Below are 26,073 nucleotides of genomic sequence, written 5' to 3'. Positions count from 1 at the left end.
CAGCCCACACCAATCGGGCTTTTACGGGCAGCCCGACCCCCGTCTAACTTCTTTGCTTCCGCTGAATTTTGAGGTGGGGTCTTACTGCCCGGCAAATAGCGGGATAAAATATCCCATTCAATAAAGAGAAGATAGCAATGAATCGCCTGGGATAAAGATATGTAATTGATTACCTTATTTATCTTTTCCCTAACTATTCATGATTATGATATTGCTTATAAGGTTGGTAATCTAAGTTATTTGTCGACATTAGATTTATAACTTGCAGAAAAAATACTAAATTAAAATGAAGCGAATTATTATAATATTTATCAGAAATTGAAAGCTAAAGATTGTAGTATTGGGAAAACCAGTAGTTTCTAATGTCAATTCAAACAAATACGATAAACAAGTATACTGTGTTACGAATGAAAAAGGATCTGCTATGAATATCAGATCCTTTTTACTATATATAATTATTTCACTGTTTTTTCCAGATTTAAATACCAGCGCCTTAGCAGCAGAAATTTGCATTTCTTCATAGTCTAACTAATCAGCAAAAAATTTTTAGAAATCATTATCTAAAGTTTTGTTTCACTCGACCGATTTAACCTCTCGACAGCTTCCGCGCTTGTATCTACACGTTTAACGAAAAAAACTAATAGTAGTGCAACAACATTCATGCCAAGCGCTACATAGAATGAATATTGAATTCCGGATAATAAAGCCTTCTGAGTTAATATTGCCTTCGTAGCTTCTGTGAAGGTTGTTGGATCTACATCAACCATTAGACTTTCAGCTTTTGTTTTTGTTACAGAATTCATAATCGTAACAAGAATAGCAGTACCAATCGAACCGGACACTTGTTGAGCTGTATTATTAACAGCCGTACCGTGCGGATTTAAGCGAGTTGGCAATTGATTAAGGCCATTTGTCATAAGTGGCATCATCACCATCGCCATCCCAAACATCCGCAGTGTGTAAATAAGAATAATATGCGTGTGACTAGAGTCGATTTGCAGGTTTGCCAGCATATAAGTTGAAACAGCTGTAATGGAAAGTCCTACTATACCAAGAAGCCGAGGGCCATATTTATCAAATAATTTACCTGTAATTGGTGACATAACCCCCATTATTACCGCACCTGGAAGCATCATCAGCCCAGAGCTCAGCGGTGAAATACCGCGGACATTTTGTACATAAGCTGGTGTTAAAATCATACCCGAAAACATGGCCACTGCGTTGACAATTGCAATTACAGACGCAAGTGCAAACATTGGGTACTTGTAAACACGTAAATCCAATAATGGTTCATTCATTTTTAATTGACGGATAATGAAAGCAATTAGGGCAATAGCGCCTATGGTTAAGGTTGTTAAGACAACTTTATTCGTCCAACCATCGGAGCTTGCAGAACTGAATCCATATAACAAACCGCCAAAACCGACAGAAGATAATAGTAATGAGAGATAATCAAGTTTTGCATTTTTGTTTTGTCTCATGACATTCTCCGATTTCCAAATCCCCAGCAGTAAGCTAATGATTGCTAGCGGTAAAATCATTTCAAACAGCAAACGCCAGTCATAGTACTCTACAATATAACCTGATAGTGTCGGTCCAATTGCTGGAGCTGTAATCATAACTAATCCAAAAATCCCCATTGCCGTTCCCCTTTTTTCTCTTGGAAAGCTTACTAGCATAATATTCATTAACAAAGGCCCCATTACTGAAGAACCTGCTGCTTGAACCATCCGGCCAGTAAGTAATAAACTAAAGTTCGGTGCTACAGCCGCTAAGGCCGTACCAAGAATAAAAATCATCATAGATGTAATAAATAAGCTCCTATTGGAGAAGCGGGTTATTAAAAATGCTGATGCCGGAATTAATATACCACTTACAAGCATATACCCTGTAGAAAGCCACTGGATCGTTGAATAGTCTTTAATGTCTAAATCCTTCATTATTGATGGCAAGGCTACATTTAAAAGCGAGTTATTTAGAAAAGAAACAAATGCCCCAATAAAAAGGATTACAAGCATTAAATATGGTGGTTTTCTTTTATGTAATGTTTCACTCATATATTTATTTGTCCCTTCATTATCAATTCCATTGATTCGTTTAAATCGTTTGCATATCTGCACAAAAATACATTATCCTTGCAGTATTTTGCCAAACTCTTCGAATGGATATTCTCTTTTTAGCAATTCTATTTGCTCAACATAACATTTTAAAATCTTTTTTATTGATTACACCTTTATAAACATTTAAATACGGGCTTGTAAATCTAGTTATGTAACCATCCATAAAAAGGAATATTACATAGGCTAAGTCTAACATTACATTTTTAAAGTGAGGGGAATAAGCTTATGCACCAATATTGGTATTTGAATTCAGAGGGAAACGGGGAGCAATATAATACCCAAATTTCAATGTCATCATTATATTCACAGCCCCAAATAACTAAAGCGGAGGGAATGAATGGTCTGAAGATTCCTGAGAATTGGAGTTATCGAGTCTATCCATTTGGTTGGGATTCATCAGCCAATTATACGGGTTTCAATCCCCAGTCCTCCCCCTTCTCTTGGGGCCAGCCAAACAATTATGCGGGGATGATGCCCCAAGGACCTCCTGCTAATTGGGCTCCAGTTTCAGGCCATGCAGGTTTCAATTTTCACCCCTCCTCCTTCCCTTGGGCTCAACCATTCAATCATACAGGGATGTTCGCACAAGGGCATCTTGCCGCTTTACTATCACCGCCAGCCAAGGCTTTTAATTTTAATTCCAATAAATGGGGTGTTTTCGCCCCCCCCCCAGCGTGGGGAGGACAGGTAAGTCCCATGGGATGGGGGAATAACGGTCAGCCAGGAATGCTTGGAAACTTACTTGCAGTAGGAAAAAGCAGCATGAATGGAATAGGAATGATTAGTAGTCTAATCGGTATGGGGAAGTTCTTCTTTTAGTTAATTAGAACGGGCGGATAGGTCCTAGCCCAGGCTAAAAAACATTTCCTTTTCCATTGATTTAATCTTCTCAAACATGCCCCCTCAATGTATTGATTGTACGCTTCCAATACTCCCTCCAAGTTCATTTCCTCGTCTTCCAAATTATAAAAACATCTATTACCTTGTATCTGATAACTTGATAGAGGTGTGGTAACACCAACAAAACGCAAATTTCGTACGTAAAAAACCGGTTCCTTTACGAAAGAACCGGTTTTTTACTCTTTATTTATTTGAAAAGTAGTCAAATTTTTTTGGAATCTCTAACAGATCTGGGTAAAACATAATAAAAAGTACAATACCAGCTAAAATAAATGCTGTTGCTGATGAAGCGAAACTTTAATCCGTGTCAGTGGGGTGCTCATCCCCCACTGATTATTAGTTGAGGCAAATCGGGCATTTACGGGATAAAATACGTACTCGGCTTTTGAATAAAATCTAGTAAAGCATAATCATCAGAAACGATTGGTTTTCTTACTCGATTTGTTAACTGTTTCTATTATTTCAGACTCACTTGCTAATACATAAATAATAGAATCTTTTTCTTGTCCATCGAAAGTGGACTGAAAATTCGCATGTGATAGCATCTCATTTAACGAAAGAAATTAGTTAATTGCATAACGCTCTTCTAACTTTCCTTGCGAAAGTTAGTGGATCATCAACGTCTTCAATATTAACGTAAATCAAATTTGGATCATCACATAACCACTCATTGTGTATTGACGAAACAATTATCCCTTGTTTAATAATTGTAGCAACAAATCCAGTGACTTCCTTTTGTAAGAGCGCTACCCGTCCTAGACATAATGCCCGTCCAGTTTTATGATCTCTTGATTCGAATGAGAAGGAAGTTGTTACTCTAAAACGTTTCCCTAAGATTGTTGCTTGTATTTCATCCCGATTTATTGTTACCACACATTTTCCACCGGCGAATCCTTCTTGGCCACCGATAATTCTTGCAAACTGTTGACAAATTGATTCTTCATTAATCGCCATACCTTTAATCATCCCCCTTTTACTGTTAGGTTATGAATGAATACTTAGGTCTGAAACGGTAATGAATCTATTCTATTACAAAAAAGATTATCGGAATCTAACGAAGTCTATTATATGGTAAGACATTTTTAGGGAACATAAAAAAAACACCCTAAGGTGCCATCCTCCGACTTGAGAATCATATCTATGTATGGAGTAGTTTAGAAAAGAGAAGTTTCTAACTATAATTTATAGAGCTCTTATACCATGAATTACTTACATACATATTTCCTTATTTATCCGAAGAAGAATCCCGTTATATTACTTTCTGATCAGTCTCGTTAAAGCCATCCCAATAAATCCAGCACCCATCCCTATTAGCCATCCAGCATGAGTATCACCTAATATAGATCCCACTCCTCCGCCAAGAAACATGCAGCCAACGAATACTAATCCGCCAATTCCCCAATTCGGTCGTTCCATAATTCAATCACATCCTTTCCATAAAACATATGCGATTAGCTACCTGAACTTTCATGCGTAGGATGGTTAATTATTTTGCTTAGGTTTAGCACTATCAGGGAATTCGAAAATTTCTCTTTTTATATAGACCAGTCATTTGCCACATTTTTTACACATATTTTTTAAAAGAAGGTTTCCATTCTGATAAACAAACGTTATATTGTCACATATTTTCTCTGCAACTTCATACATATGTTTCATATCATTAGCCGCAAATAATATAGATCCTTTGCGTTGAGTGCTATCTACAATAGTTGGTATGGTGTCTCCCTCTTTTACTAATAGATCAATTTGTACCATCCGTATTGCGGACCCAAAACTCACTATTGAATAAGTAAAACCCCAGAAATCCAAAGATCTCTGGGGCTTCATTATACATTTAGCTCTTTTTGCTTTTTATTTTGTTTATGTCTATAGAGTAATTTTCGACTTATGAGAGAAATCAGTAATAAGATCAGTACTAGCACGAAAAGTTGCATATATGATAAATTAAAATATTTAGCACCTGTAACAAGTAAAAGTGTAGAAATCGTACCTTTTACAATGAAAAAAATAATAATCCATAATCCGCCTTTTTTCCAGTTCATTTTTACTTACCCTTTCCTACGTTTAAATTCATAAAAAAAATTAGTGATAGTTCTTGAAAGTGACATTTTAATTGAAATCTATTACATTAATAAAAAAGTAGACTTTTTTTCACAAAAATCATATCCAATTACATGGGACGATTCCATAATAAATGCAAATGATATTCAGTGTCAATTTTATTCAACATTTTTAATTCGAACTGTCTCCATAATGTGCCGATTTGAATAACCATTCTTTTCATCTCAATCTCTTTCCGCTTTGTTTCTTTTGGGTAATTTGTAAGGGGATAATTTGGAAATATTAAAAATCACAAGGAAAAGAAGCTAACAATAAATTGTTAACTTCTCAGCTTAAGGAAAAATAGTATCTTTCTATATTTTTTAATATCTAGGTTGTGATTTAATATTGGTAAGATGAGCATCAAACATATCAATGATTTCAAGAAATCTATCAGCTTCACGAAATACATGGTCTGCTAATAATGGATGAATAATACTCTTTATTTTACATTGCTCAATTAAATCACGTGCCGTTTTCTTAAAATCCCGAAGAGATGTGACTGACACACGATTTTGATCTAAAAATTGATCTAAAAGAGGAACTGTTTGAGATTGTGGTTTCATAGATTCTAAGTCAATTGCTTGATACATTAATTCATCAAAATCATTGCTAAAATTCCGTGCTGTATCTACAAGCTTTCTTTCCGATGGATCAAGAAGATGACCAATAAATTTAGCATGGTCTGCCATAATCCTTAAAAAGAAAACATTTTCTTTAATAATAGCATCAGGAAGGGCATCTAATTTACCTTCATTTAACTCAATTAAGCGTTTTCTAAAATAATCAGCTTCCCTACTTGTATGGTCAACTAACAGTGGAAAATTATTTTGCCCTGGCAATTTACATGTAAGAATTAATCCTAGAATTTTTCGTTTAAATCCCCAAATATTAGTTGCAGCTTGTTGTACTTCTGAATTAAATCTTTTTATTTGCCCAGGATCTGTTTCATTTGTATAGGAATACGCTATTTGTTCGATATGTTCAAACAATCGATAAAATTGATTAGCTTCTTCGATTAGTTGGGTATCCTCACATCTAAACCCCAATCGAAGAAAAAAAGAATGCTCCTTCATGATTCTAGACCAAAAACGAATTTCATTTAATGACCGTTCAACAAACATTACAGACGTAACACCCGTATCAGGATGTAATGAGGTTTCATCCCTATTCATTCTTAATCCCCCCAGTAAATACTATGCTATTTCCATTCTTATGAGTAAATATAAATATAAATGCCATCAATAAAAATCCATGATGATATTGAGCAGGTCCTTTTGGAAATAAAGAAAAGATACCATCAGGTGCCTTTCTCTGACTTGATAACCACATTTATGTTTAAATGTACCTAGCTTATATTTTGTATTTTTTATAACTATCACCCCGTACACGAGAAGTGCATAGTATAAATAATAAAAAAGAAGCAGAAAATCACTCACGATTTTCTGCTTCTTTTTTTAATTTAAGTTCTTAATACATACATCGCTTCACGCAAGATTGCTATTTTCTAGTACACGATAACTGGATCATAAGTGTTCAAACTATCATACACAGATTTTGCAACATTAGGAAGAAGGTTAACACATCCGCCTGATCCCCCTGTTAGATAAGCATTATTCGCCCAGTTTGTTCGCCAGCCTGCGTCATGGAATCCTTGACCGCTATTTGTGAATGGAACCCAGTAATCTACTTTAACTGCATAATCAGCTTTACCTACTGCGCTTCCTTTGAGCGTGTATGGTGTTCGTTTATATAGGACGTACCACACACCTGGTGATGTATCTTCACTCGTGCTATGTTTACCAGTTACTACATTTGTTGTGACTGCTAATTTTCCATCTTTATAAATCCAAATTTGTTGCTCTGCAATTGAAACTTCCGCATACGTGTCTCCGATGCCATTATTCGATGTTGTTTTATAACCGATACCTTCCTTCTCCCAACCATTTCCGTGAATATTAGAAGCAGATAGCGATTTTTCACCCTTTTCAAAAGCTTGCCCAACTTGTTTTGTTTCTTTTTCAACATCTAGTGCCCAGCCGTAGCCTTGCCCTTTTACTGATATGACCGAACCAGAATGAGTTTTAAATGCGAAATCTTTATTTAACGTTGATTTAGCATTATTAATTTCAGCAATCTTATTCTTAATGTCGCTCGCATCGATTGTAACTTTCATATCCTTTGACATAGAGGCATTTTGAATTAAATCTTTTGCTTTTAAAGGATACACTTCATTCTGTACTTTATACTCAACGGACTGCCTAAGAAGATTTTGTAGTGCTTCCTCCTCTTTTTTGACAATCGGGTCGTCTTCTTTAATAGGCTTTATGTATGCAGACTTCAGATGAATTTCACTTTTATACTTCTGCTTGTCGTAATCTTTCAGTAGACTAGTAACGTCATACTGTTTTCCATCAACGCTCTTCGAGATAACAACTTTTCCTTGTTCAAGCTTCGCCATAGCATCTTGAGGCGCTTTTAGTTTTTCATTCATAGAGATGAGCTTTTCTTCTACAAGTTTTTTCATCGTTTCACTACGATACTGATCTGCCTCGTCCGGTAGCAATGAATAATTTTTTTCCTTTGAAGAAGGGAAAAATGTCCACTGGCTTTTTAATAGTTTCTTAACTTGTGGCAAATCTTTTTCCGTAAGTTCCGTTTTTGTATCTTTTTCATCTAAAATTTGTTGTTGATCGACATAGACTTTGTTTGCTAGTCCAGATGTTTTTAGTTTCTGTATTGCCTGATCAGCACTCAAACCACCAACATTGGTGTCATTAATCGTAACATTCGAATTGAAGTGAGTTGCCTGGTAATAACTCATTCCCCCAATGAGAAGTGCAATTATACCAATACCCGCTGCGATAAGCTTCCAGTTTATAAAACGTTTGCTTGATCTTACTCGTTTTCTCTCAACTTCTTCAACTGATTCATTTATTGGATTGTTGTTCATCAATCTTTCCCCCGTATACATTAACGTCCATCGATTTTAAACCAAAACCATTGACTAGTGTACCTTATTTTTCCTGAAATTTCATTACTTTTGACTAGATTTGATTGCATTTAATTGATCAACTTTAGAATTTTTAATAGAACGGCACATTGAATAGTCCCTTACAAGTAGTAACTTATTACAATAAACACCCAAAAGTTAAGTACCATATACTTTTATTCAGCTAACTTCTCTCCCGTAACAATCAAAAACAAAGTGACTGCATTTTTTCCTTCTAATTGAGCATACCGATTATCCCCCGCCATTACTTCTACTTTATCTTTATTAGGACTTATCCAAATTTGATACAATTCAGCTTTCGCCTCTATTTTCGGATTTTTAAATTGAAAAACAAAGTGATAATCAGCTGAACGAGACATTTCCACTTTTTTATTTTCAAAATGAATTTCATTTAATATTTTCTTTACTTGCAACACTTGATTCTTGTCTGTAACTACATTCAAATCCTCATAATCATCACCAATGCGTTTTTGCACTTCGATTCTTTGATCTTCATTTCCTAGTATATTTGAACAGCCGGTTACTATGAATATACAAATAGCAATAAAAACTACAATCAAATTTCTGATTCGCATATTAGTACCCCTCTTTTTAATAAAATTTTCTGTAATTGTAAAATAAAGGTAAATACCTTACGATTAGACATATAAACACTAATAAAGAAGGAGTGCCCTTCAATGCAACTAAAAACATACACTTGGAAAAGTTATACGTTTCTCATTGTAAGTATATTCGTTACTATTAACCTCTTTCTCTTCTCACCTATTTTAGACAGAGTTGGAGTAGAATACGTGGTTCCTTTCGCGTACTTCATTTTAACTTCCGCTGTTATAGCAATTATTTTAGCAGTTATCTCTTTTTGTAGTCGTACCGAAAAGAGAATTTTATCTATTATCGGTTTAACCTTTACGTTATTTAATACAGCAATTATTTTATTTTTCCTTTGGTTCGGTTATCATTTCACGTAAAATATAAATATAATCCGTAACAAATGGTTCGTTGAAAGTTTAAAACTTGCTTTAAAATAAATTAAGCGAAGTAAAGGACGCCATTTGACTCCCCTTACTTCGCCTTTAAAGAAGAATGAGTGAATCGCTTACTCAACCAGCTTATTAAGTAACCTTTCACTATTTTTACACTATGGTAATTATAGTGTTTTTTGACATTTGATCATTATAAATTTAAATGGAGGTTTACTTGCCATATTTTTATGTGGCTCCACAATTTCCGTAGTTTCCATCAGTCCATATTTTCCAAAGTCTTGTTTTACCGAGTCAATATCATAGAAATACATTTTTACCCCTTCCATTATCTCGAAGTAGTCTTTCCCCAGTTGTTTACCCTTCCCAAACATTGGGGCATCTTTAGAAATAGTAGTAAAAATCATATATCCGTTTGGTTTTAACTGACTATAGCAATCTTTAATAAACTTCTCTCTCTCATCCTTATTCAATAAATGAATAAGTGCATAAGAAAATATGCCATCATACAGTTTGTTATCAAAAGGCATATCCGTAACTGAACCATGGAATAAATTAGCATTAATTTCATTTTCCCTCGCCAATTCGATCGCTGTTTTTGAAATTTCAATACCTGTTACTTGTATTTCGTTATCAATAAAAACCTTTGCATTTCTTCCATATCCAATACCAGGAATCAATATATCCTTCACTTTCTTTTCAAGGAAAAAATCCTTCGTCAAAATTGCGGAATCTGAAGGTTCAAATCCCCACATCATTTGATTTTCTATAAAACTTGCTTCCCAAAATTCTGTCATACATCTATCTCCTTTATATATATCGTTGTTTACCATTGAATGTTGAAAAATCATCACATATTCACGGAATTGTATCAAATTTCAACATTTATTCAAAACAAAAAGCATTGGATACCCAATGCTTTTTCACACTTACACAAATAAAGACGTATTCGCATATAAAGCTGGTGAGCCACCTGAATGCACGAATAAAATGTTGTCCTCTTTATTAAATTTACCTTTTCTAATTAAATCGATTAGTCCCGCTACTGCTTTACCTGTATAAACTGGGTCAAGTAAAATACCTTCAGTTTTCGCAAGTAACTGTACTGCTTCAACCATTTCTGATGTTGGTAAAGCGTAACCTGGACCTACATATTCATCAAAGCATGTAACTGCTTCGCGTGAAATAGTGTTTGGAATACCAACGTGAGCTGAAGTTTCATCTACAAGTTTTGCTACTTTCTCTTCTTGCTCTGCTTTTCCTCTACTTACATTTATTCCGATTACAGGAATTTTGCTTTGCGTTCCGGAAAAACCAGTAATTAAACCAGCATGCATACCAGCGCTACCACTTACACAAACAACTGTACTGAAATCAATTCCTTGTTCAAATGATTGAGCCATAATTTCTTGCGCACAAGCAATATATCCCATTGCGCCAGTAGGGTTCGATCCACCAACTGGAATGACATATGGCATATTCCCTTTTTCACTTACTTCTTTCGCTACTTTATGCATTTCTTCCATAAGGTCTGCTCCGTTTGGCACAACAATTACGTTTTCAGCACCTAATAAATGATATAAGAAATAGTTTCCGTTAAAGTCTGGCTTTTCTTCTGGCTCAAGCCCTTCTTCTAGCACAAGAATACATTTCATTTTTTCCTTTACCGCTGCTGCAAGTGTTAGACGGCAATGGTTTGACTGAATACCACCAGCTGTAATTAACGTATCTGCACCCTTTTCCTGTGCATCCGCAACTAGAAACTCTAACTTTCTCGTCTTATTACCGCCAGCTGTTAAACCAAGTAAATCATCTCGTTTAAAATAAATAGTCGGCCCACCAAGTGCTTCAGAAAAATTGTTTAATTTTTCAATTGGTGTATATGATTCTGTATATTTTTTTCTAGGGAATTTAGCTAAATTCATTGTAACGCTCCTTTTGTACTTCTTTCACAATATATGTAACGATACTATTATTACATGTAACAATGATGAAGTCACCTTTCCGGATTAAAAATGTATCGAATTTCAATTTCAGTACGGTACATGAAATTTATATCGACTTTCCGACAAAAAAGGCCTACTCATTAAAAAGTAGGCTCTCTTCCAATTACTTATTTACCGAAAAACGAAGCAGCTGCGTTAATCCCGGCTGTAAATTCATTTCTCCTTTATGACGGACGTAAACGATTTTGTCCCCATCAAATTTCGGAGGATTCCCTGGATTATACGTATGCCACTCATTCGTTCCTTCTATAGAGTACTCCATGTATTCTGTTGCACCGACGATTACGTTTTTACTATCATCTGCTGTTACATTTGGTGCCATTTGTGCAATTTTCGAATCGCTAATTAATAGTTTCTTTATGTCTTTATCACGTTTATAATCATAAGCTGTTACGATTACATCGTTACCGTATGCTTTTATTTGTAATCCTTGTTTAAATAAATATCCATCTGGAGCAGTCTTCTCTCCGCCATTCGGTCCAGCCGACATCCAGCCTGTTTCAATTCCGCCTGTATTTACAACTGTAAATCCTTTTTCATCTCCGCCTGTAATTTTCTTTTTACCAGCCCAGTCCGGTAAATTTAAATCCCAATGCGTATGACTCGTAAAGAAAACAACTTGCGGATAGTCTTTTAATATATCGTACAATTTATCGACGTTTAAATAGTCTTGTAAATATGGTGATTGTCTTGATCCAGATACCGTATCAGGTAAAACGTGATGAGAGAAAATGAAAATTGGTTTATTTTTATCTTTTTGGCTGTACTCTTCTAAATTTTGCTTTAACCATCCTAATTGCTCATCACTCATATATACTTCGTCCCACATTTTTGAATCGTGATATTTCATATATTTTTCTGTTCCTAAAAATAAAAGCGGATAACCGTCTAATTCTTTTTTATGATATACCTTTTCTTGCCCACTAAATTTCAGATAGCGGTTAAATAGCGTTTCCTCCGTTACACCATTTGGCCATGTGCTTTGAGATAATTTCCCATCAGCTGTCCATTTTCCAGCATAAAATTCATGATTCCCAACAGTTGACCATACATTTTCCGGATGCTTATTTTTGTTTAGCACGCGCTTTACATCATCATATTGTGACTGCTGTCCAGTTGGCGTTATATCCCCATTCATAATAAGCGCTCTAGAAAGTGGCGTCACTTTGTTCATATCTTTTAACACATGATCAAAATCCCCTAAATCCCCTTGAATATCACTAATAACATTAAAAGTTGTAGCTGATTTTCGGACTTGCTCTTTCCCTTCTGCATGTGCTGAAAACGTCGGTAATAAAGCCGCCATAATAGCTAATGAGGCAACTGTCTTTTTCATACAAATTCTCCCCCTAATAATAGAATGTACAAACTGACATGTTCTGCTTTCTCTTAGATGCTTGTCCAATTCACATTATAAGGAGGGATTGTAAAGATTGATGGAGTAAAAAATTAATTGTTTTTTAAGAGGTTTTGTCTTTTTTTGCAATCCACAATTAGCGATTCGCGCCAATCCAGCTTTCTAGCCTTTAACATTAAATAAATGTAAATTTATATGATAAATCTTTTAGTTTCCGTTACATAACCACAATAAAATACGCTACTTTTTTAAGTTCTCTTCATTTAATCCGAATAACTCTGGTAAAGTAAAACGTCCACCTTTTCTGTATATTTTTCAAAAAAGAATAACATTTTTCCCGTTTATAGATACCATCTTATTTATTTTTCTCGGTGTTCCGCATCCCATTCACTTAAATAAGATGCATACTCTAATTCATCTGGATCATCATGTAACATTGAAATAAACTCTAATTTATTCCCATCACAATCCAGAAAGTATACACTAGCAGCTGGCATCCATCTTTGGACAATTGGCTCTTGATTTCCTTTTCCTTGGCTTCCTACCACTTCTATTCCACGACTCTCTAACCACAATTTAGAAGTCTTTAGAAATTCTAAATCTACACCAAAAGCAAAGTGTTTCATCTCAAACACATCAATATTATGTACCTCCCATAGCCCAAGTATTTGCTTTTTACTTTCTCCTATCCAAAAGAAAGCCAATTTTCTTTTGGAAAGTTTTTTTGCTAATGCTAATCCTAGCTTATTTTGATAGAAATCTATCGCCTTTTCTAAATCTCTTACGTGTAAATGAGTTTCATATATATTCTGTATCATTCTACTTGTTCCTTTCTTTATTGGTAACAACGGGTTAAACTGTAATTTAAAATCTGATATACCTATTTACTATTCTATAGAAATAGAAATATGATAAATCCAACTGAAGTAGTAAATTCAAATAAGATTTCTACTACTTTTGTAGGTGAAATCTCCATTAAATTCAGATGAAATTATATTTAAATAATGAAAAACCGCTATTCTTTTAGTAAGAATAGCGGTTTTCACTCTTGGGGTAGTTAATATTTTTAAGTTAATAGATGTGTAGCGATATCCCTATCAGTAATCTTTATATTAACAGTTATGCGTAACTTCTAACTCATTATTAACATAGATTGTTCCGTAAGTAGCACAAAGTAACATTCCGCCACAAACCTCACTACTCACTTGAAAGTTTATGTTATCTTCAAATGTATCTATACTACTAGCTCTAATTGTATATACAAGTTTTTTGAAATCAAGAACTGGTAAATATTTCGTTATAATTTCATAGCTTGATAAATTATCTTCATTGTTATATGCATTATATTCCTGAATTTCTCTATAAATCGGGCTTGGACTATACGGATCATGTTGCAATTGTCCATTCTCATCTTCGAATTTTTTTATTTCTTCTTTTACTATATAATCTGGATAATCTTCACTACTTTCATCTTCATCACCAAATTCCCAAAATGGATATTCTATGTCACATAAGTGCGTTATAACCCACATTAGAAATTGCTCATTTATAAATCCCACATTTGTTTCTAACTCTTTGAATCTATTACCATAATATTTTGTAGCCTTTTCTATCTTCTCTTCTTGAAGCATATTATCCGTCGCCCCTGTTATATCGCATCCATCTAAATCTATAAAAATGCTAGTGAATTTACCTAAAATGCCTAAATCAACAGTTTTACTCCAATAGGCTTCACCATCTCTATCGATTGTTATCATAATATCCTCCATTCTATTCTGTTAGTTACATAAGAAAAAGCGACCCTTCAACAAGAAAAACCGCTTCCATTAATACATAACTTGCCTCTCATTAATCCTCAATTTCTATTCCAGCTTGTTTTAATGGTTCTAATACTTTCGGATAACACATTGAAATATATTCCACTGTTTTTAAATTTTTCAGATTCTGAAATCCTTCAACAGATATAACATCAAATAAACTGTCTTCACCATCCCAATCAGGCTTTAAAATATGATAAATTTCATTCCCTCCATCAAAGCAAAGGGATTCAACCTTTTCCAAATCACTTATTTCCAAAGTTAACTCTTCTAAAAAATCTCTAATTTCAACAATTGGTCCAGCTCCTGAATACCATTCAAAATTATTCGTATACTTATCTATTAAGTCTTTCAATTCTTTTAGAAATAGTGGCTCTTTATCTAATAAAACTTCAATTACCACTAACTTAAAATTAAAATCCTGAAACATTTCACTCTTTCCCATTTTAACTTCCTCCTATATTGCCCCTGTCCTAGGGTTTTGATCTCCTTTACACAATTTCAATAAAGCACTTTACCTTTTTAAATTCTCTTCATTTAATCCTAACAGCTCTGGTAAAATAAAACACCCATCTTTCCTAATCAGTACATCATCAAACCAAATTTCACCACCGCCATACTCTTGTCTTTGAATGTTTACTAAATCCCAATGTATCGCTGATTTATTACCATTGTCTGCACCTTGTAACGAATCTCCAATTGCTAGATGAAAACTACCATTTATTTTTTCATCAAATAACGTATTATTCATCGGGTGCAATATATATGGATTAAACGCTAGTGCAAATTCTCCAATATACCTTGCTCCCTCATCCGTATCAAGAATTCGATTCATTCGCTCTGTATCATTTGCATATGCCTCTATTATTTTCCCTTGTGTGACATGTAACTTTATATTTTGAAACGCATAACCTTGTTGAACTGATACTGTGTTAAATGTTATTATTCCATTTACTGAATCTTTAACAGGTGCTGTATATATTTCGCCATCAGGGATATTATCCGTACCGTCTCCCTTTAAAACGCCTATTCCTTCAATTGAAAACTGCAAATCCGTCCCTTCTCCAATAATCTTCACTCGTTTTGCCTTTTCCATTAATTCTTTTAATGGCTCCATTGCTTTCGACATTTTATTGTAATCTAACGTACATACATCATAATAAAATTTTTCATAAACCTCAGTGCTCATATTCGCTTCTTGAGCAGAAGCCGTATTCGGAATTCTTGTTGTCACCCATCTCGTTTTATACACTGCCTCACTATGTGCCTTTCCAAATATCTTTTGATATAATTTCATTTTTTCTGATGGCACATCTGCTAATTCATATGCATTTCTAGGGCTACGAAGATTAATATATACTTGCATCTTACTTAAGCGATAACATTCCCAATCTGCAAATAACTTAAATTGTTCTTCAGATCCTGACAAAATCAATTGCCTAGTAACAGAAACGTCGCGCATTGATACATGCGCATATCCTCCTGCTTTTTCCACAGCTTTAATAATTTCACGAATTACCATAGGATCTATTTCAGTAACACTTTGAATTAACACTTGATCACCAGGTTGCACTTTAGTAGAATGGTTGACTAATACATCTGCTAATTTAGATAATCCTTGTTTCATTACGCTCCTCATCCTTCCATTTCAAAAACTTAATAAAAAAGAGAAATACTCTTCAAGCATTTCTCTTTTTCATCCAAACAATTGATAAAAAATAAATTATTAGAAATATAATATATAAATTCCATAACGTAGGTATTGCAGCTGCACTAAGATAAAGAGTTCCTGGTAACATCCAAATGCAGCAAACAATCATAAAAGTTTTTTTCCTAGTAACTGCCGCAATTACTGCTAGAAAAGAAGGAAGTAAGAACATGAAAAATACAGTGATATATACTTCCTTATCAAGCACTTGCTTGCTGTAAGGATTAAAATAAAGGAAAACTATCGAAAGGGTAAAAATGCTTATAGCTGCTACTACTCCTATATAGACATTTACATTATTTTTCATAAGCCTCCTACTTCCAAGAGTCATATTTTTATCAGTATATTTTCTATCACTACACTACATTTCATTTCCTTGTTCTTCACAAAAAATTCATTGCTACTGTCAGTGTTTTTGATTAAAGATATCCATAATCGTTGATATATACAATAAATAATAGATACGTCACATCCGTAAACCATTTTTTATTTGGCACTGAAGCTTCGAATTAACGTTCCAATCGATGAGGAGCTACCACTTGTTCCGGATATCTGTTTTCCCTTTTCTAAGGAATCACTTTTGGTCACCATATCCTGATAGGTCGCCTTTTCATTTCCAATCTTGACATCTGTGATGAAAATCTTCCGTTCTTTCACCGGACCAGGTTTCACTTCACCATACTTCGGTTTCCACTGTGGGTGGTAAAGCCCTATCTTGAGGTAAGGCGTACGCGCACGTGTAGTATAGGCATTAGGACCTTGCACTTCCCATACAACTTTTCCATCTTTCCATATTCGTAGTAATCCTTCACTTCCTGCTGACCACCTTGCATAGATTACCCAAGAAGACCAAACTCCTTTTTGCACTAGTCCATCCAATGTCTTAAAATCGCGCCCTATATTCGCAGGAGAACCAAATGCTCGTTGTATATTCCATCTATCACCTTCCACTGCAATAGCCAATTCTGGAAAATCCCGATCTACTCGCTCACTGCCGAGTACGGCGTGCCATTGCATGACGATATCGTTGCCACTGCTCTTGTCGAACACCCAATCCTGCGGGATATAAATCCGTGCTGAATACCAACGTTCGTGGAACCCTTCTTCGTATGGCTGTGCAATTTCTGAACGGAATTGGCCTTGAGAATGTGGAACAACGAACTGCACTGCTTTGTAATTCCTCGTCATGTCGGGCGCATCTACTATATGTACACGCTGCGAGATCGTATCAGTATCTAGGTTGATACGGTTTTCCGGCTCGTTGATCGCTATTTTCCATTTTTCTAGTCCAGATTGAAAGTTGTCTTCTAAAATAATAGGATCGTTTACTTCCTTATACATAGACTTCTTTTCTTTTTTGGAGACATCCGACTGAGTCACTGTCTTTTTTATATCAACCAACACGATACCAGCTACAAGTAAACTGACAGATAGGACAAATATAGCAATAATTTTTTTTATCTTTCATGACACTCCATCTAGTTTATTTTTCTCTCGTAACTTCACCTTATAACGCTGAAAACGTCGCATCCCATTTGGTTGAAATTTGATAGTCTCGTATTTAAAAGCCTAACTGGAGTTTCTCTATAAAAGCTCACTGCATCGATTTTAGAGGATTATTAGAAAATATAATGCCTACTTCCCAATATTATATTTTCTAATAATAAACGTTACTCCCCTTTTAATTCGCTTTAAAATTGTAAATCGGCTTAATAATATGTTTGATATCAATTGTCTCTTTTGTATTCTCAACAATTTCATTCATTGGCTTATATACCATTGGTGCTTCATCTAACGTGCTTTCTGCAACAGATGTAGTCCAAACTTCTGTCATTGTATTTTGAAAATCCTCTAAGTTAAGTACTTCTTTCGCCTTCTTACGGCTCATAATGCGTCCTGCCCCGTGCGGTCCAGAAAAGTTCCAATCTGGATTTCCTTTACCAAATGCAATAATTGAACCGTCTCTCATATTAATTGGAATAATTACTCGTTCATCTTTCTGAGCTGAAATAGCACCTTTTCGTAAAATCATATTTTCCATATCGATGTAGTTATGGATTGTAGTGAATTGATCTGTTACTGTCCAATCCATTCTAGTGACAATTTCATCCATCATTGCTTTACGATTTAACTCCGCATATTTTTGAGCAATTTTCATATCATTCATGTAATCTTTAAATCCTTGACCTTCTAAATAAGCTAACTCTTTGCGAATCAATGGCTTCTTAATCCCTCGTATAGCTTCCTGTATTTCTTGTTGTCTACCTTCTCTTGTAAGACGCTCAATGATTTCTTCTTTAATAGATTTAACATTAATAAGTTGCTCGTAAGCAAGGTTTTGATAATACTCTGCTACTTGTTTCCCTAAATTACGCGAACCACTATGAATGACAATGTATACATTTGCTTTATCGTCCTCATTCAGTTCGACAAAATGATTTCCACCACCAAGTGTACCAATACTTTTTTGAGCACGCTGTAATGTAAATGGAGCCCTTACACTATTAAAATCAATCATTTTTGAAAATCGATGTTCCTTATCTCGAATACGAAAACCACTTGGGACAAATTTACGAATTGTTTCGTCTAAGTGATCGAAGTTGATTTCTTCTTTTTTCTTGTCAATTACTACTACTTCCATGCCACAACCAATATCGTACTTACCTCCCAGTTTCCTGAAAGAGTGGACTATACCTTCTCTACAGTCATCGAGATATGCAGTCTCTACCGTAGGCTCACCGTATTAATTATTCCGCTTCAGCTCAAAATGGATGAGGAATAATTCTGTATCTCAGTCTGCTAACCTGATACAAGTCTCTGAACCATTCGATTATGTCACCATAACCACTGGCTGCTGATTGCCCTCGCCTTTTATCCCGCTATTTACGGGCAGTAAGACCTCGACCTTAAAATTCAGCAAAAACAAAGAAGTTAGGTGGGGGTCGGGCTGCCCGTACAAGCCCGATTGGTTCAACTAATAATCAGTGGGGAATGCCCCCCACTGATTAAAGTTTCACTTTATCGTTAGGGTTCCCAGTCAATTGAGTGAGTAGTTTAAAGTCTGAGCCGATTAATTAACCCCGACTAAATTAGGAACAATTTTATCTTGAATTGTCATTGTTGTCCCAATAGTGCAACCTGCCCCCGCATGTGTATCTGGCATAATACGAATCTTACTATCCTTTGCGAATTCTTGGTTACAAAGATCAATAATTTGACCTGCTGCTGTCTCTTCAACATTAGTAGTAAACACCTTCGCTTCATTGAATTTCCCTTGTAATTTCAACATCTTCTATTTCCCCTTTCCTTTAGATTCTACAAAACAGCGATTCGTATATAATATATATTTATAATTATATTTTCCATCACTACAGCTCATTTCCTTTTTTTACAAAAAAAGACACAGAGATTTCTCTCCATGCCTAATCGTAGCTCTAAGAATTAACTACTGAATATTTTTATTACGCTCTAATTGATTTTGAATTCCTAACCTATCAATTTGAATCCAATACTCTGCAATTTTACCATCTTCTACTCTATACACTGCACTTGCTATTTGAATGATTGGAAGTCCTGTAGGTTGATATCCATCGATTTCTCCTACATGCATACCTACTTGTTTCCAACGTACATATACTTTACTTCCTTGTACTAAAAATTCTTGAATTTCTAAAGAAAAGTTACCGTATACTTCAATCATCTCTCTTACATGTTCAGCATAATCTTCAGGTGTTCTGCAAACTGTTTGTTCTTCTTCAGATACAATTTGATGTGCCAATACTTTTTCTGCCATTAATTGATTTGAAAAGTCAGGATTATTCCCCGAACGTACTTCATCAAAAAATTTTCTAACAATTTGTTCTGGCGTCATTTAAAAACCCCCTTATTAAGAAATCCAATGCTAATCATATCATAGTTTATTTTAATCTACCTATTAAAGTAAACTGATTCATGTGTACAATAACAAGACGAAATCTCTTCTTTCTTAAGAAATCCCAATTGTTTCCCCTGAAAATTCACTATACTAATTATCTACTTCTTCACCGCATGCATATACTGCACCGTCTCAAAAGCTTTCAAATAATCATTTCTTCCTTCAAAATATAATTTATTTATGTCCTCTGGTGATAAGTGCTCATAAATGAGTAAACCCGACTTCTCTAACAATGCTTCCATTTCGCGATAAGAATAACATGACTTCATCGGTTCTCCGCCTACCGCTGCCATTTTCACCATATTTTCAACTCGGTTAGACAACCCTTTTTCCGTAAATAGGTTTTCATCGGGATAATCAAAAACAATAGAACTACCTGCTGGAACCATCTCGAATAAACACTCTATTAAACTAGCAAGTTCCTCTTTCGTTAAATAGTACGAAACGCCTAACAGACTAAAGAACGTTTTTTTATGTTCAAATCCTTCATTCCGTAACTGTTCATAGGAAATTCCTTTCGTAAAATCCATCGAAACAAAATGAAGGTGATTTGGAACTTCAAGTTCTGCTTCTTTTATTCTCTCCTTCTTAAACTGCTGCGTAGAAGGGTGATCCACTTCAAATATTTCTATTTTATTCTCTAACTCTCGGTGTCTAAAACTGAACGTATCTAAGCCCGCACCGAGTATAACGTATTGTTTCGCTCCCAGTGTAATTTCGTGTAGTAATACTCTTTCACAATATGCCGCACGTGCTAAAGGTGTTGGTGATAATTGGACTTGTGTAATCCACTTTAATATTTCGTTTGGATCATCTTGAAACTGCTTTGCAATGCCTTTATTGAAAAAATGTATTCCTTGAATCATGTTCGTTTCAATTTCGTTACGTTCTTTTGGCGATATGAATTCTTTAGCGATATAATCATCAAAAATTTTAGAACTATCAAATTCACTATGGTATGCCCTGCTGAAAGCTGATACTAACGACGTTACACTTGCTTCACCTTGTTTCATGCACATACACTCCTTCATTTTCACAACAAAAATAGGGTCCCCCTGGCCAGGAGAACCCTATTATACACATTATTTTTATATTGGTAAATTTTAGCATAAATAAGTTTTTTTGTCAAGTTTTTAACCCTCCTTAACACTTCGGAAAATTGAAATTACATACACAATATTCCTATTTTAATGAACAGGTCCTTTTGAAAAAAAGAAAAACACTCTGAGGTGTCTTTCTTATACTTCATTTTTCACTAAAATAAATATTAAAAATTCTAAATTATTCACCCATTCTTTTTTTAGCAGTATTAGTATCTTGAGATACTGGTATGTGTTCGGTAGCTATAGCTAAACCTGTTTTTGGCATATTAACATAGATTGCTTCAGAAGCACCTTTTTCTATTTGATAGGTTTCATGAAATACACCGACACTCCCATTATCTTTAATCTTATTGTTGTATGATTTCCAAGCATATGAATGGTTTTTTCCGTGAGCGTAGTTTACTAACTCATCGAATCCTTTCCAGTATTGAATTAAGATTACTTTTCTCCAACTAAATAAAAATTCTGTATGTAAGAAACCCCATTGTGGGTTTTGATACAATTCTTTAATCATAGGTCCCATAGCGTTAAAAACTGGTATCCACTTCCAAAATTTTAATAGGTTATTAATACGCATACCAATAATAAAAACAACAAATTCTTTATCCTTGCTATTGGCTATATGCCTGCCGTTAAAAATTTTAGCTCCCACTTTAATCCCCCTTTTTTACTGAACATAAATAATGTGCAGCTCCCAAATAAACCATAACATTTCCCCATTAATTTTCCAATTAATTTAACATAGATTATGAAAGGCTGCACTTAACAATAAAAGGTATACGTTTCCCATCTTTTTTATTATTAATAGCTATTATTAATAGTTACTCTAAATCTCCTTTTCACCAGGAACATTCCCTTACTTCAGGGATTTTTAAAGCTTCAAGTAATTATTCCTTATGCTTCACTTCAAGAGAAATAAACGAAATTAAATTCCCTTCCATATACATATTTCAATAATGATAGTATTGCTTGCCTCTTTCTAAACAGAATATTTTTAGTTCATTTGAATTAGGACAACATCACAATCCTTCATTTTCACAACAAAAATAAGGTCCTCCTGACTAGGAGAACCTTATTTCACACTTTTTTAATATTGGTAAATTACATAATAAATAAGTTTATTTGTAAAATTTTCAGCCCACTACCACTCCGACACTTTGCATATTCTCTGGCAGGAAAATTGTCGATTCACACCGAACATTCCTGATTATAACAATACTTATGGAGGCCAATATGAAAAGATTAGTCATCATCACAGTAGGAAAAACACACAGCGGAAAAACTACATTTGCAAAAGCATTAGAAAAAGAGTTACCCCACTCTTTCGTTATGGATCAAGATAACCAAGCCGAATTTATTAACACGCATTATGAAAAATTACAGCCGACTAAGGGCCCTAATACATTTAAGCATGGTCTTTCAAAATTCATCGTTGATTATGCAAAAGAATATACAAATTTACACCTTATCATTTGCAATTCCAATCGCAGTAAAAACGGAAGATTATATTTACTAAACGAATTATTTCCACAAAACGAATATGTACGTATATTAGTACATTTTGACATCCCAGATGATGTACTTTATGAAAGAGTGGCTCGAAGCACGCGAAGTACAAATATTTTTAGAGGTAACTATTCCAGCTTCAAAGAAGTTCTCAATCGCCAACAGGCTGAATCCCTTCATGAAGATGTAGTAGATCCTGTAGAAAACGAGGCTGATTATTTGTTTGTTATTCGCAATAATAAAGATGTAAACTCTACTATCGAAGAAATTGTTCATCTTGCTGAAGATTTATCCCCTATCCAAAAATAAGAGACTATAAGAATTACATAATCACAGATTATTATGCAAATACTTCCTCTAAGCGCCGAACATGGTATATAATGATATAATAATCTGCTTTTATATGCTCAATTTTACACAATAGAGTTTATTCATAGGAAAGAGGTACAAAAATATGAAAACAAAACAAACAATCGCTGCGTCTACACTAGCTTTAGCAATGATTGCGGGTTCTACCCCTACTCATGCAGAAGTAAATGATGCTACTCCCCAGCAAAGTACTGGAGATCGATTAGCTGAAATTAAGCAACATAAACAAGAGTTAGATGCGAAATTGCAGCAACACAAAGAAAATGTGGATCAAACATTAAATGAACTTAACCAAGTTAAGGAAAATGTTGATACAAAGGTTAATGAACTACATGAACGTAAACAAGTTGCAGATGAAAAAATCGGCGAGATTAAGCAACAGAAACAAGAGTTAGATACAAAACTTCAGCAAGATAAACAGATTGCTGAGGATAAAATTGCTGAAATTAAAGAGCATAAAAAACAAGTAGATGACAAAGTCGCTGAAATTAAAGAGCATAAGCAAAATATCGATACAAAGGTTAATGAGCTTAAGGAACATAAACAAACTGTCGATGAAAAAGTGAATGAAATTAAGCAGCATAAAGAAAACATCGATCAAAAGGTTAATGAGCTTAAGGAAGTAAAAAAACAAGTAGATGAAAAATTAGCCGAGTTAAAGAAAGCGAAACAAACTGCTGAGGACAAACTTGCTGAAATTAAAGAAAACAAGCCGAATGCAGGTAACACGTTAGAAGAACTTAAGAAAATCAAACAAAATTTAGATAGTCTTTCAGCTAACTTAGAACTAGCTAAACAAGATGTGAAAAACAAACTAGCTGAGTTACAAGAGGCTAGACAGGACTTAATAAATAAAATAAATGAAATTAAACAAGCAAAACAAACTGTTTCAGACGATTTAACAAAGAAAAAACAAGACCTAGATATTAAAATAAACGACTTTAAACATACTGAGAAGAAAATTGACGACAAATTAGCTGAGTTACATACAACGAAGCAAAATGTAGATAACAAAATTACTGAAGTATCACAACCTAAACAAACGACAGCGGATAATAACAATACTACTGTTCCAGCGAAAAACAATACTAGAGAACTTCCTAACGCTGGTAGTGAACAATCAAGTAATATGGCTTTAGGAATGTTATCTATTCTAGGTGGACTTTTATTAGTAACACGCAATAAAATTAAAACGTTATTCTCAAAATAATGCTATTATAACTACCTTAAATTATTAATAAAAAGGACAACAGCGTTTATATGTACTGTTGTCCTTTTTCATTGTTTAATTTTGTATTAACTGTCCATCTCTAAGCGTCAATATACGATCACATACATCAAGCATTCTTTCATCGTGTGTAATCATAATTGCTGCTTTTTGACTTTCTTTCACTTCACGTTTCATCATTTCAACAACTTCACGTGCACGTTTTGAATCTAAGCTTGCAGTCGGTTCATCCGCTAATATTAAATCTGGATTGTTCATGAACGCACGAGCGATTGCTACCCTTTGTTTTTCCCCACCAGATAGTTGATTTGGATAATGATTTTTTCTTTCTCCTAATCCAAATGCTGCTAATAAGTGATCTGCACGCTTTTCAGATTCTTGTTTGTTGTCTTTTTTAAGTTTTGCAATATAAAGCAATTGTTCTTTTACATTTAAGTATGGAACAAGATTTGCGAATTGGAAAATGAAGCCGATTTTTTTCAAACGAATGTCTGTCATTTCCTTTTCTGATAACTTCGTAATATTTTGTTCACGAATGTAAATATCCCCTTTTGATGGTGATAATAAAGCACCCGCGATTGATAATAACGTACTTTTCCCTGATCCAGAAGGACCGACGATTCCGATAAACTCTCCAGCTTTCACATCAAGCGATATCGGATGAAGGGCCGTTACTTCAGTATTCCCTTCTCCGTACACTTTACTTACATTGTCTAATTTTAATAATGAAGTCATTACATCCCGCCTCCAATTGCTTCTAATGCATCAACTTTTAATACTTGATATAACGAAATAAGTGTTCCTAAAATACTAATTACGATAAAGATTGCTGCATATTGTGCAATCATCGGTGTTGTTAATAAGAACGGCATACCTGCTGGTAAAATTTGTTCTAACCCTTGTACAAGAACAATACTGATTATCATCGCCACAACTGATAAGAATAACGCCTGTACGACTAAGCTATTTGCTAAATAAGTGTTCTTTGTACCGATTGCTTTTAGTACACCTAATTGCTGTGTTTTTTGTAATGTAATTACGTAGAAGAATACACCAATTAGTAACGCAGCGATAACAAGTAAGAACGCAATGATCATCGTTAATGTTCCTTGTTCTTCTTTAAATCCTGGAATACTTTGTAATACTTCTTTTTTGTCGATAACATGTGCATTTTTAATGTCTTTATCTGTATTAAGTGCAATTGCACTATAATCTTTTTGGCTTGGTTGTGAAATAGCGCTCCATACATCTTCATTTACATAAACGACTGGTGTATGGCTAAACATTTGATCTTTCGTAAATCCAACGATTGTAAATTCTTTCTTTGAAACAGGATCAATAATTGTATCCCCAATATCGATTCCTTTTTCTTTAATTGATTCATCAGCAACCATTTCATTGTTTGCTGTACCTAATTTCTCACCTTCTACAATTTTTGGTTCTAAAAATGAATCGCGTTCACTTGAGAAAATAGCGACATCAACTTTTTTCGAACTATCTTTCTTTTCATAAGTTGAAATTTTTACACGAAACGGAACGGCCTCTTTCTCGCCTACTTGATTTACTACGCTATCTACATCATCTTGCTTAATTTGTGAACGAAGTAATTTATTTTCCGCATCATCTGCTAAAACGAACTTATTTGCCTCCATATTTTGAATCGATGAAGCATTATCATATGATAATCCGTTTGCTAATCCTGAAATCACAAGGACTAAAAATGATAATAACACCATAATAAGTCCGATTAATCCGTATCTTAATTTTGATTGTTTCAATTCACGCAGAGCTAAAAACATTTCGCTCGCTCCTTCCTCTTACTTTCTATGCACTAATAATAAAAAAGAATTATGAACGGAATATGAACAGAAGATTACATTAAAAAGATTAAATTTTCTGAAAGTATTGAAAATAAATAATATCCTTGATACA

At 34.4% G+C, this 26,073-nt stretch carries 25 protein-coding genes and 4 pseudogenes; 4 read left to right on the top strand and 25 right to left on the bottom strand.

The annotated features are described in order from the left end of the window. Positions 1 to 560: 560 nt before the first annotated feature. Complete coding sequence (locus JDS80_RS19020) at positions 561 to 2,057, bottom strand: DHA2 family efflux MFS transporter permease subunit (RefSeq protein ID WP_199639730.1); 1,497 nt, start codon at positions 2,055 to 2,057, stop codon at positions 561 to 563. 288 nt (positions 2,058 to 2,345) lie between these two features. Between JDS80_RS19020 and JDS80_RS19015 the strand changes: the two genes are divergently transcribed. Continuing rightward, positions 2,346 to 2,939 carry a hypothetical protein gene (locus tag JDS80_RS19015; protein WP_199639695.1) on the top strand — a complete coding sequence of 198 codons (594 nt, stop codon included), beginning with the start codon at positions 2,346 to 2,348 and terminating at the stop codon, positions 2,937 to 2,939. Between the two features lie 648 nt (positions 2,940 to 3,587). Here the strand turns inward: JDS80_RS19015 and JDS80_RS19010 are convergent. The 7 genes and pseudogenes from JDS80_RS19010 to JDS80_RS18985 all read right to left on the bottom strand — a co-directional run bounded on the left by JDS80_RS19010 (position 3,588) and on the right by JDS80_RS18985 (position 8,708). Next, entirely contained in the window at positions 3,588 to 3,986 is a 399-nt protein-coding gene (locus tag JDS80_RS19010; protein WP_199639693.1) for a DUF1259 domain-containing protein, read from the bottom strand. 288 nt (positions 3,987 to 4,274) lie between these two features. After that, on the bottom strand, positions 4,275 to 4,436 hold the full coding sequence (locus JDS80_RS19005) for a hypothetical protein (RefSeq protein ID WP_000441003.1): 162 nt from the start codon (positions 4,434 to 4,436) through the stop codon (positions 4,275 to 4,277). 148 nt (positions 4,437 to 4,584) lie between these two features. Further along, positions 4,585 to 4,775: pseudogene (locus tag JDS80_RS31540) on the bottom strand (ATP-grasp domain-containing protein); the annotation flags it as partial. Between the two features lie 71 nt (positions 4,776 to 4,846). Next, a complete protein-coding gene (locus JDS80_RS19000; protein WP_071746560.1) occupies positions 4,847 to 5,062 on the bottom strand; it encodes a hypothetical protein in 216 nt (71 codons plus the stop codon). Positions 5,063 to 5,443: 381 nt separating this feature from the next. Then, complete coding sequence (locus tag JDS80_RS18995) at positions 5,444 to 6,295, bottom strand: DUF2935 domain-containing protein (RefSeq protein ID WP_071746559.1); 852 nt, start codon at positions 6,293 to 6,295, stop codon at positions 5,444 to 5,446. Positions 6,296 to 6,627: 332 nt separating this feature from the next. Beyond that, on the bottom strand, positions 6,628 to 8,073 hold the full coding sequence (locus JDS80_RS18990) for a L,D-transpeptidase family protein (protein ID WP_071746558.1): 1,446 nt from the start codon (positions 8,071 to 8,073) through the stop codon (positions 6,628 to 6,630). Between the two features lie 215 nt (positions 8,074 to 8,288). Continuing rightward, on the bottom strand, positions 8,289 to 8,708 hold the full coding sequence (locus JDS80_RS18985; protein WP_199639691.1) for a YhfM domain-containing protein: 420 nt from the start codon (positions 8,706 to 8,708) through the stop codon (positions 8,289 to 8,291). Positions 8,709 to 8,810: 102 nt separating this feature from the next. On the opposite strand from JDS80_RS18985, the gene JDS80_RS18980 reads away from it, so the two are divergent. Beyond that, positions 8,811 to 9,101 carry a hypothetical protein gene (locus tag JDS80_RS18980; RefSeq protein WP_071772437.1) on the top strand — a complete coding sequence of 97 codons (291 nt, stop codon included), beginning with the start codon at positions 8,811 to 8,813 and terminating at the stop codon, positions 9,099 to 9,101. A gap of 179 nt (positions 9,102 to 9,280) precedes the next feature. On the opposite strand, the gene JDS80_RS18975 is transcribed toward JDS80_RS18980, so the two are convergent. The 15 genes and pseudogenes from JDS80_RS18975 to JDS80_RS18910 form a co-directional block, all read right to left on the bottom strand. Beyond that, positions 9,281 to 9,910, bottom strand: coding sequence for a class I SAM-dependent methyltransferase (locus tag JDS80_RS18975; protein WP_199639689.1), 630 nt, complete (start codon positions 9,908 to 9,910; stop codon positions 9,281 to 9,283). A 132-nt stretch (positions 9,911 to 10,042) separates the two neighbouring features. Continuing rightward, the gene (cuyA, locus tag JDS80_RS18970) at positions 10,043 to 11,038 is read right to left on the bottom strand and encodes a D-cysteate sulfo-lyase (protein ID WP_199639687.1); all 996 of its coding nucleotides are present in this window, start codon (positions 11,036 to 11,038) and stop codon (positions 10,043 to 10,045) included. Between the two features lie 184 nt (positions 11,039 to 11,222). Then, the gene (locus tag JDS80_RS18965; protein WP_199639685.1) at positions 11,223 to 12,455 is read right to left on the bottom strand and encodes a DUF4073 domain-containing protein; all 1,233 of its coding nucleotides are present in this window, start codon (positions 12,453 to 12,455) and stop codon (positions 11,223 to 11,225) included. 380 nt (positions 12,456 to 12,835) lie between these two features. Next, positions 12,836 to 13,294, bottom strand: a complete 459-nt coding sequence (locus JDS80_RS18960; protein ID WP_199639683.1) for a VOC family protein — start codon at positions 13,292 to 13,294, stop codon at positions 12,836 to 12,838. A gap of 294 nt (positions 13,295 to 13,588) precedes the next feature. Then, positions 13,589 to 14,233, bottom strand: a complete 645-nt coding sequence (locus tag JDS80_RS18955) for a hypothetical protein (protein ID WP_199639681.1) — start codon at positions 14,231 to 14,233, stop codon at positions 13,589 to 13,591. Between the two features lie 91 nt (positions 14,234 to 14,324). Then, positions 14,325 to 14,738 (bottom strand): DUF6892 domain-containing protein, encoded by a 414-nt coding sequence (locus JDS80_RS18950; protein ID WP_071746550.1) that lies wholly within the window; start codon positions 14,736 to 14,738, stop codon positions 14,325 to 14,327. 69 nt (positions 14,739 to 14,807) lie between these two features. Next, the gene (locus JDS80_RS18945; protein WP_199639679.1) at positions 14,808 to 15,920 is read right to left on the bottom strand and encodes an aminopeptidase; all 1,113 of its coding nucleotides are present in this window, start codon (positions 15,918 to 15,920) and stop codon (positions 14,808 to 14,810) included. Positions 15,921 to 15,972: 52 nt separating this feature from the next. Continuing rightward, the gene (locus JDS80_RS18940; RefSeq protein WP_071746549.1) at positions 15,973 to 16,308 is read right to left on the bottom strand and encodes a hypothetical protein; all 336 of its coding nucleotides are present in this window, start codon (positions 16,306 to 16,308) and stop codon (positions 15,973 to 15,975) included. Between the two features lie 105 nt (positions 16,309 to 16,413). Further along, positions 16,414 to 16,546 (bottom strand): annotated as a pseudogene (locus JDS80_RS31535) (IS3-like element ISBt2 family transposase); the annotation flags it as partial. A 100-nt stretch (positions 16,547 to 16,646) separates the two neighbouring features. Then, positions 16,647 to 17,342 (bottom strand): annotated as a pseudogene (locus JDS80_RS31530) (polysaccharide lyase); the annotation flags it as partial. 340 nt (positions 17,343 to 17,682) lie between these two features. Next, on the bottom strand, positions 17,683 to 18,642 hold the full coding sequence (locus tag JDS80_RS18930) for an RtcB family protein (protein WP_071746547.1): 960 nt from the start codon (positions 18,640 to 18,642) through the stop codon (positions 17,683 to 17,685). 432 nt (positions 18,643 to 19,074) lie between these two features. Next, positions 19,075 to 19,290: pseudogene (locus JDS80_RS18925) on the bottom strand (RtcB family protein); the annotation flags it as partial. Between the two features lie 156 nt (positions 19,291 to 19,446). Beyond that, the gene (locus JDS80_RS18920) at positions 19,447 to 19,872 is read right to left on the bottom strand and encodes an ester cyclase (protein ID WP_199639677.1); all 426 of its coding nucleotides are present in this window, start codon (positions 19,870 to 19,872) and stop codon (positions 19,447 to 19,449) included. A 161-nt stretch (positions 19,873 to 20,033) separates the two neighbouring features. Further along, positions 20,034 to 20,948, bottom strand: coding sequence for a class I SAM-dependent methyltransferase (locus JDS80_RS18915; RefSeq protein WP_071746544.1), 915 nt, complete (start codon positions 20,946 to 20,948; stop codon positions 20,034 to 20,036). A 268-nt stretch (positions 20,949 to 21,216) separates the two neighbouring features. Next, on the bottom strand, positions 21,217 to 21,690 hold the full coding sequence (locus JDS80_RS18910; RefSeq protein ID WP_071772447.1) for a DUF4188 domain-containing protein: 474 nt from the start codon (positions 21,688 to 21,690) through the stop codon (positions 21,217 to 21,219). A 569-nt stretch (positions 21,691 to 22,259) separates the two neighbouring features. Between JDS80_RS18910 and JDS80_RS18905 the strand changes: the two genes are divergently transcribed. Together JDS80_RS18905 and JDS80_RS18900 are read left to right on the top strand one after the other, a co-directional pair. Beyond that, positions 22,260 to 22,853: an ATP-binding protein gene (locus JDS80_RS18905; RefSeq protein WP_139254690.1), complete on the top strand. Its 594-nt coding sequence runs from the start codon at positions 22,260 to 22,262 to the stop codon at positions 22,851 to 22,853. Positions 22,854 to 22,998: 145 nt separating this feature from the next. Further along, positions 22,999 to 24,123: an LPXTG cell wall anchor domain-containing protein gene (locus JDS80_RS18900; protein WP_199639675.1), complete on the top strand. Its 1,125-nt coding sequence runs from the start codon at positions 22,999 to 23,001 to the stop codon at positions 24,121 to 24,123. A 75-nt stretch (positions 24,124 to 24,198) separates the two neighbouring features. On the opposite strand, the gene JDS80_RS18895 is transcribed toward JDS80_RS18900, so the two are convergent. Together JDS80_RS18895 and JDS80_RS18890 are read right to left on the bottom strand one after the other, a co-directional pair. Further along, positions 24,199 to 24,876: an ABC transporter ATP-binding protein gene (locus JDS80_RS18895; protein ID WP_000202615.1), complete on the bottom strand. Its 678-nt coding sequence runs from the start codon at positions 24,874 to 24,876 to the stop codon at positions 24,199 to 24,201. Beyond that, positions 24,876 to 25,940, bottom strand: coding sequence for an ABC transporter permease (locus JDS80_RS18890; RefSeq protein WP_199639673.1), 1,065 nt, complete (start codon positions 25,938 to 25,940; stop codon positions 24,876 to 24,878). The genes JDS80_RS18895 and JDS80_RS18890 overlap by 1 nt, the downstream gene beginning before the upstream one ends. Positions 25,941 to 26,073 lie beyond the last annotated feature (133 nt).

Origin of the sequence: Bacillus cereus group sp. N8 (genome assembly GCF_016483685.1) — a bacterium.
In the GTDB taxonomy this organism is placed as follows: domain Bacteria; phylum Bacillota; class Bacilli; order Bacillales; family Bacillaceae_G; genus Bacillus_A; species Bacillus_A proteolyticus.
This window is presented reverse-complemented; position numbering and strand designations above follow the sequence as displayed.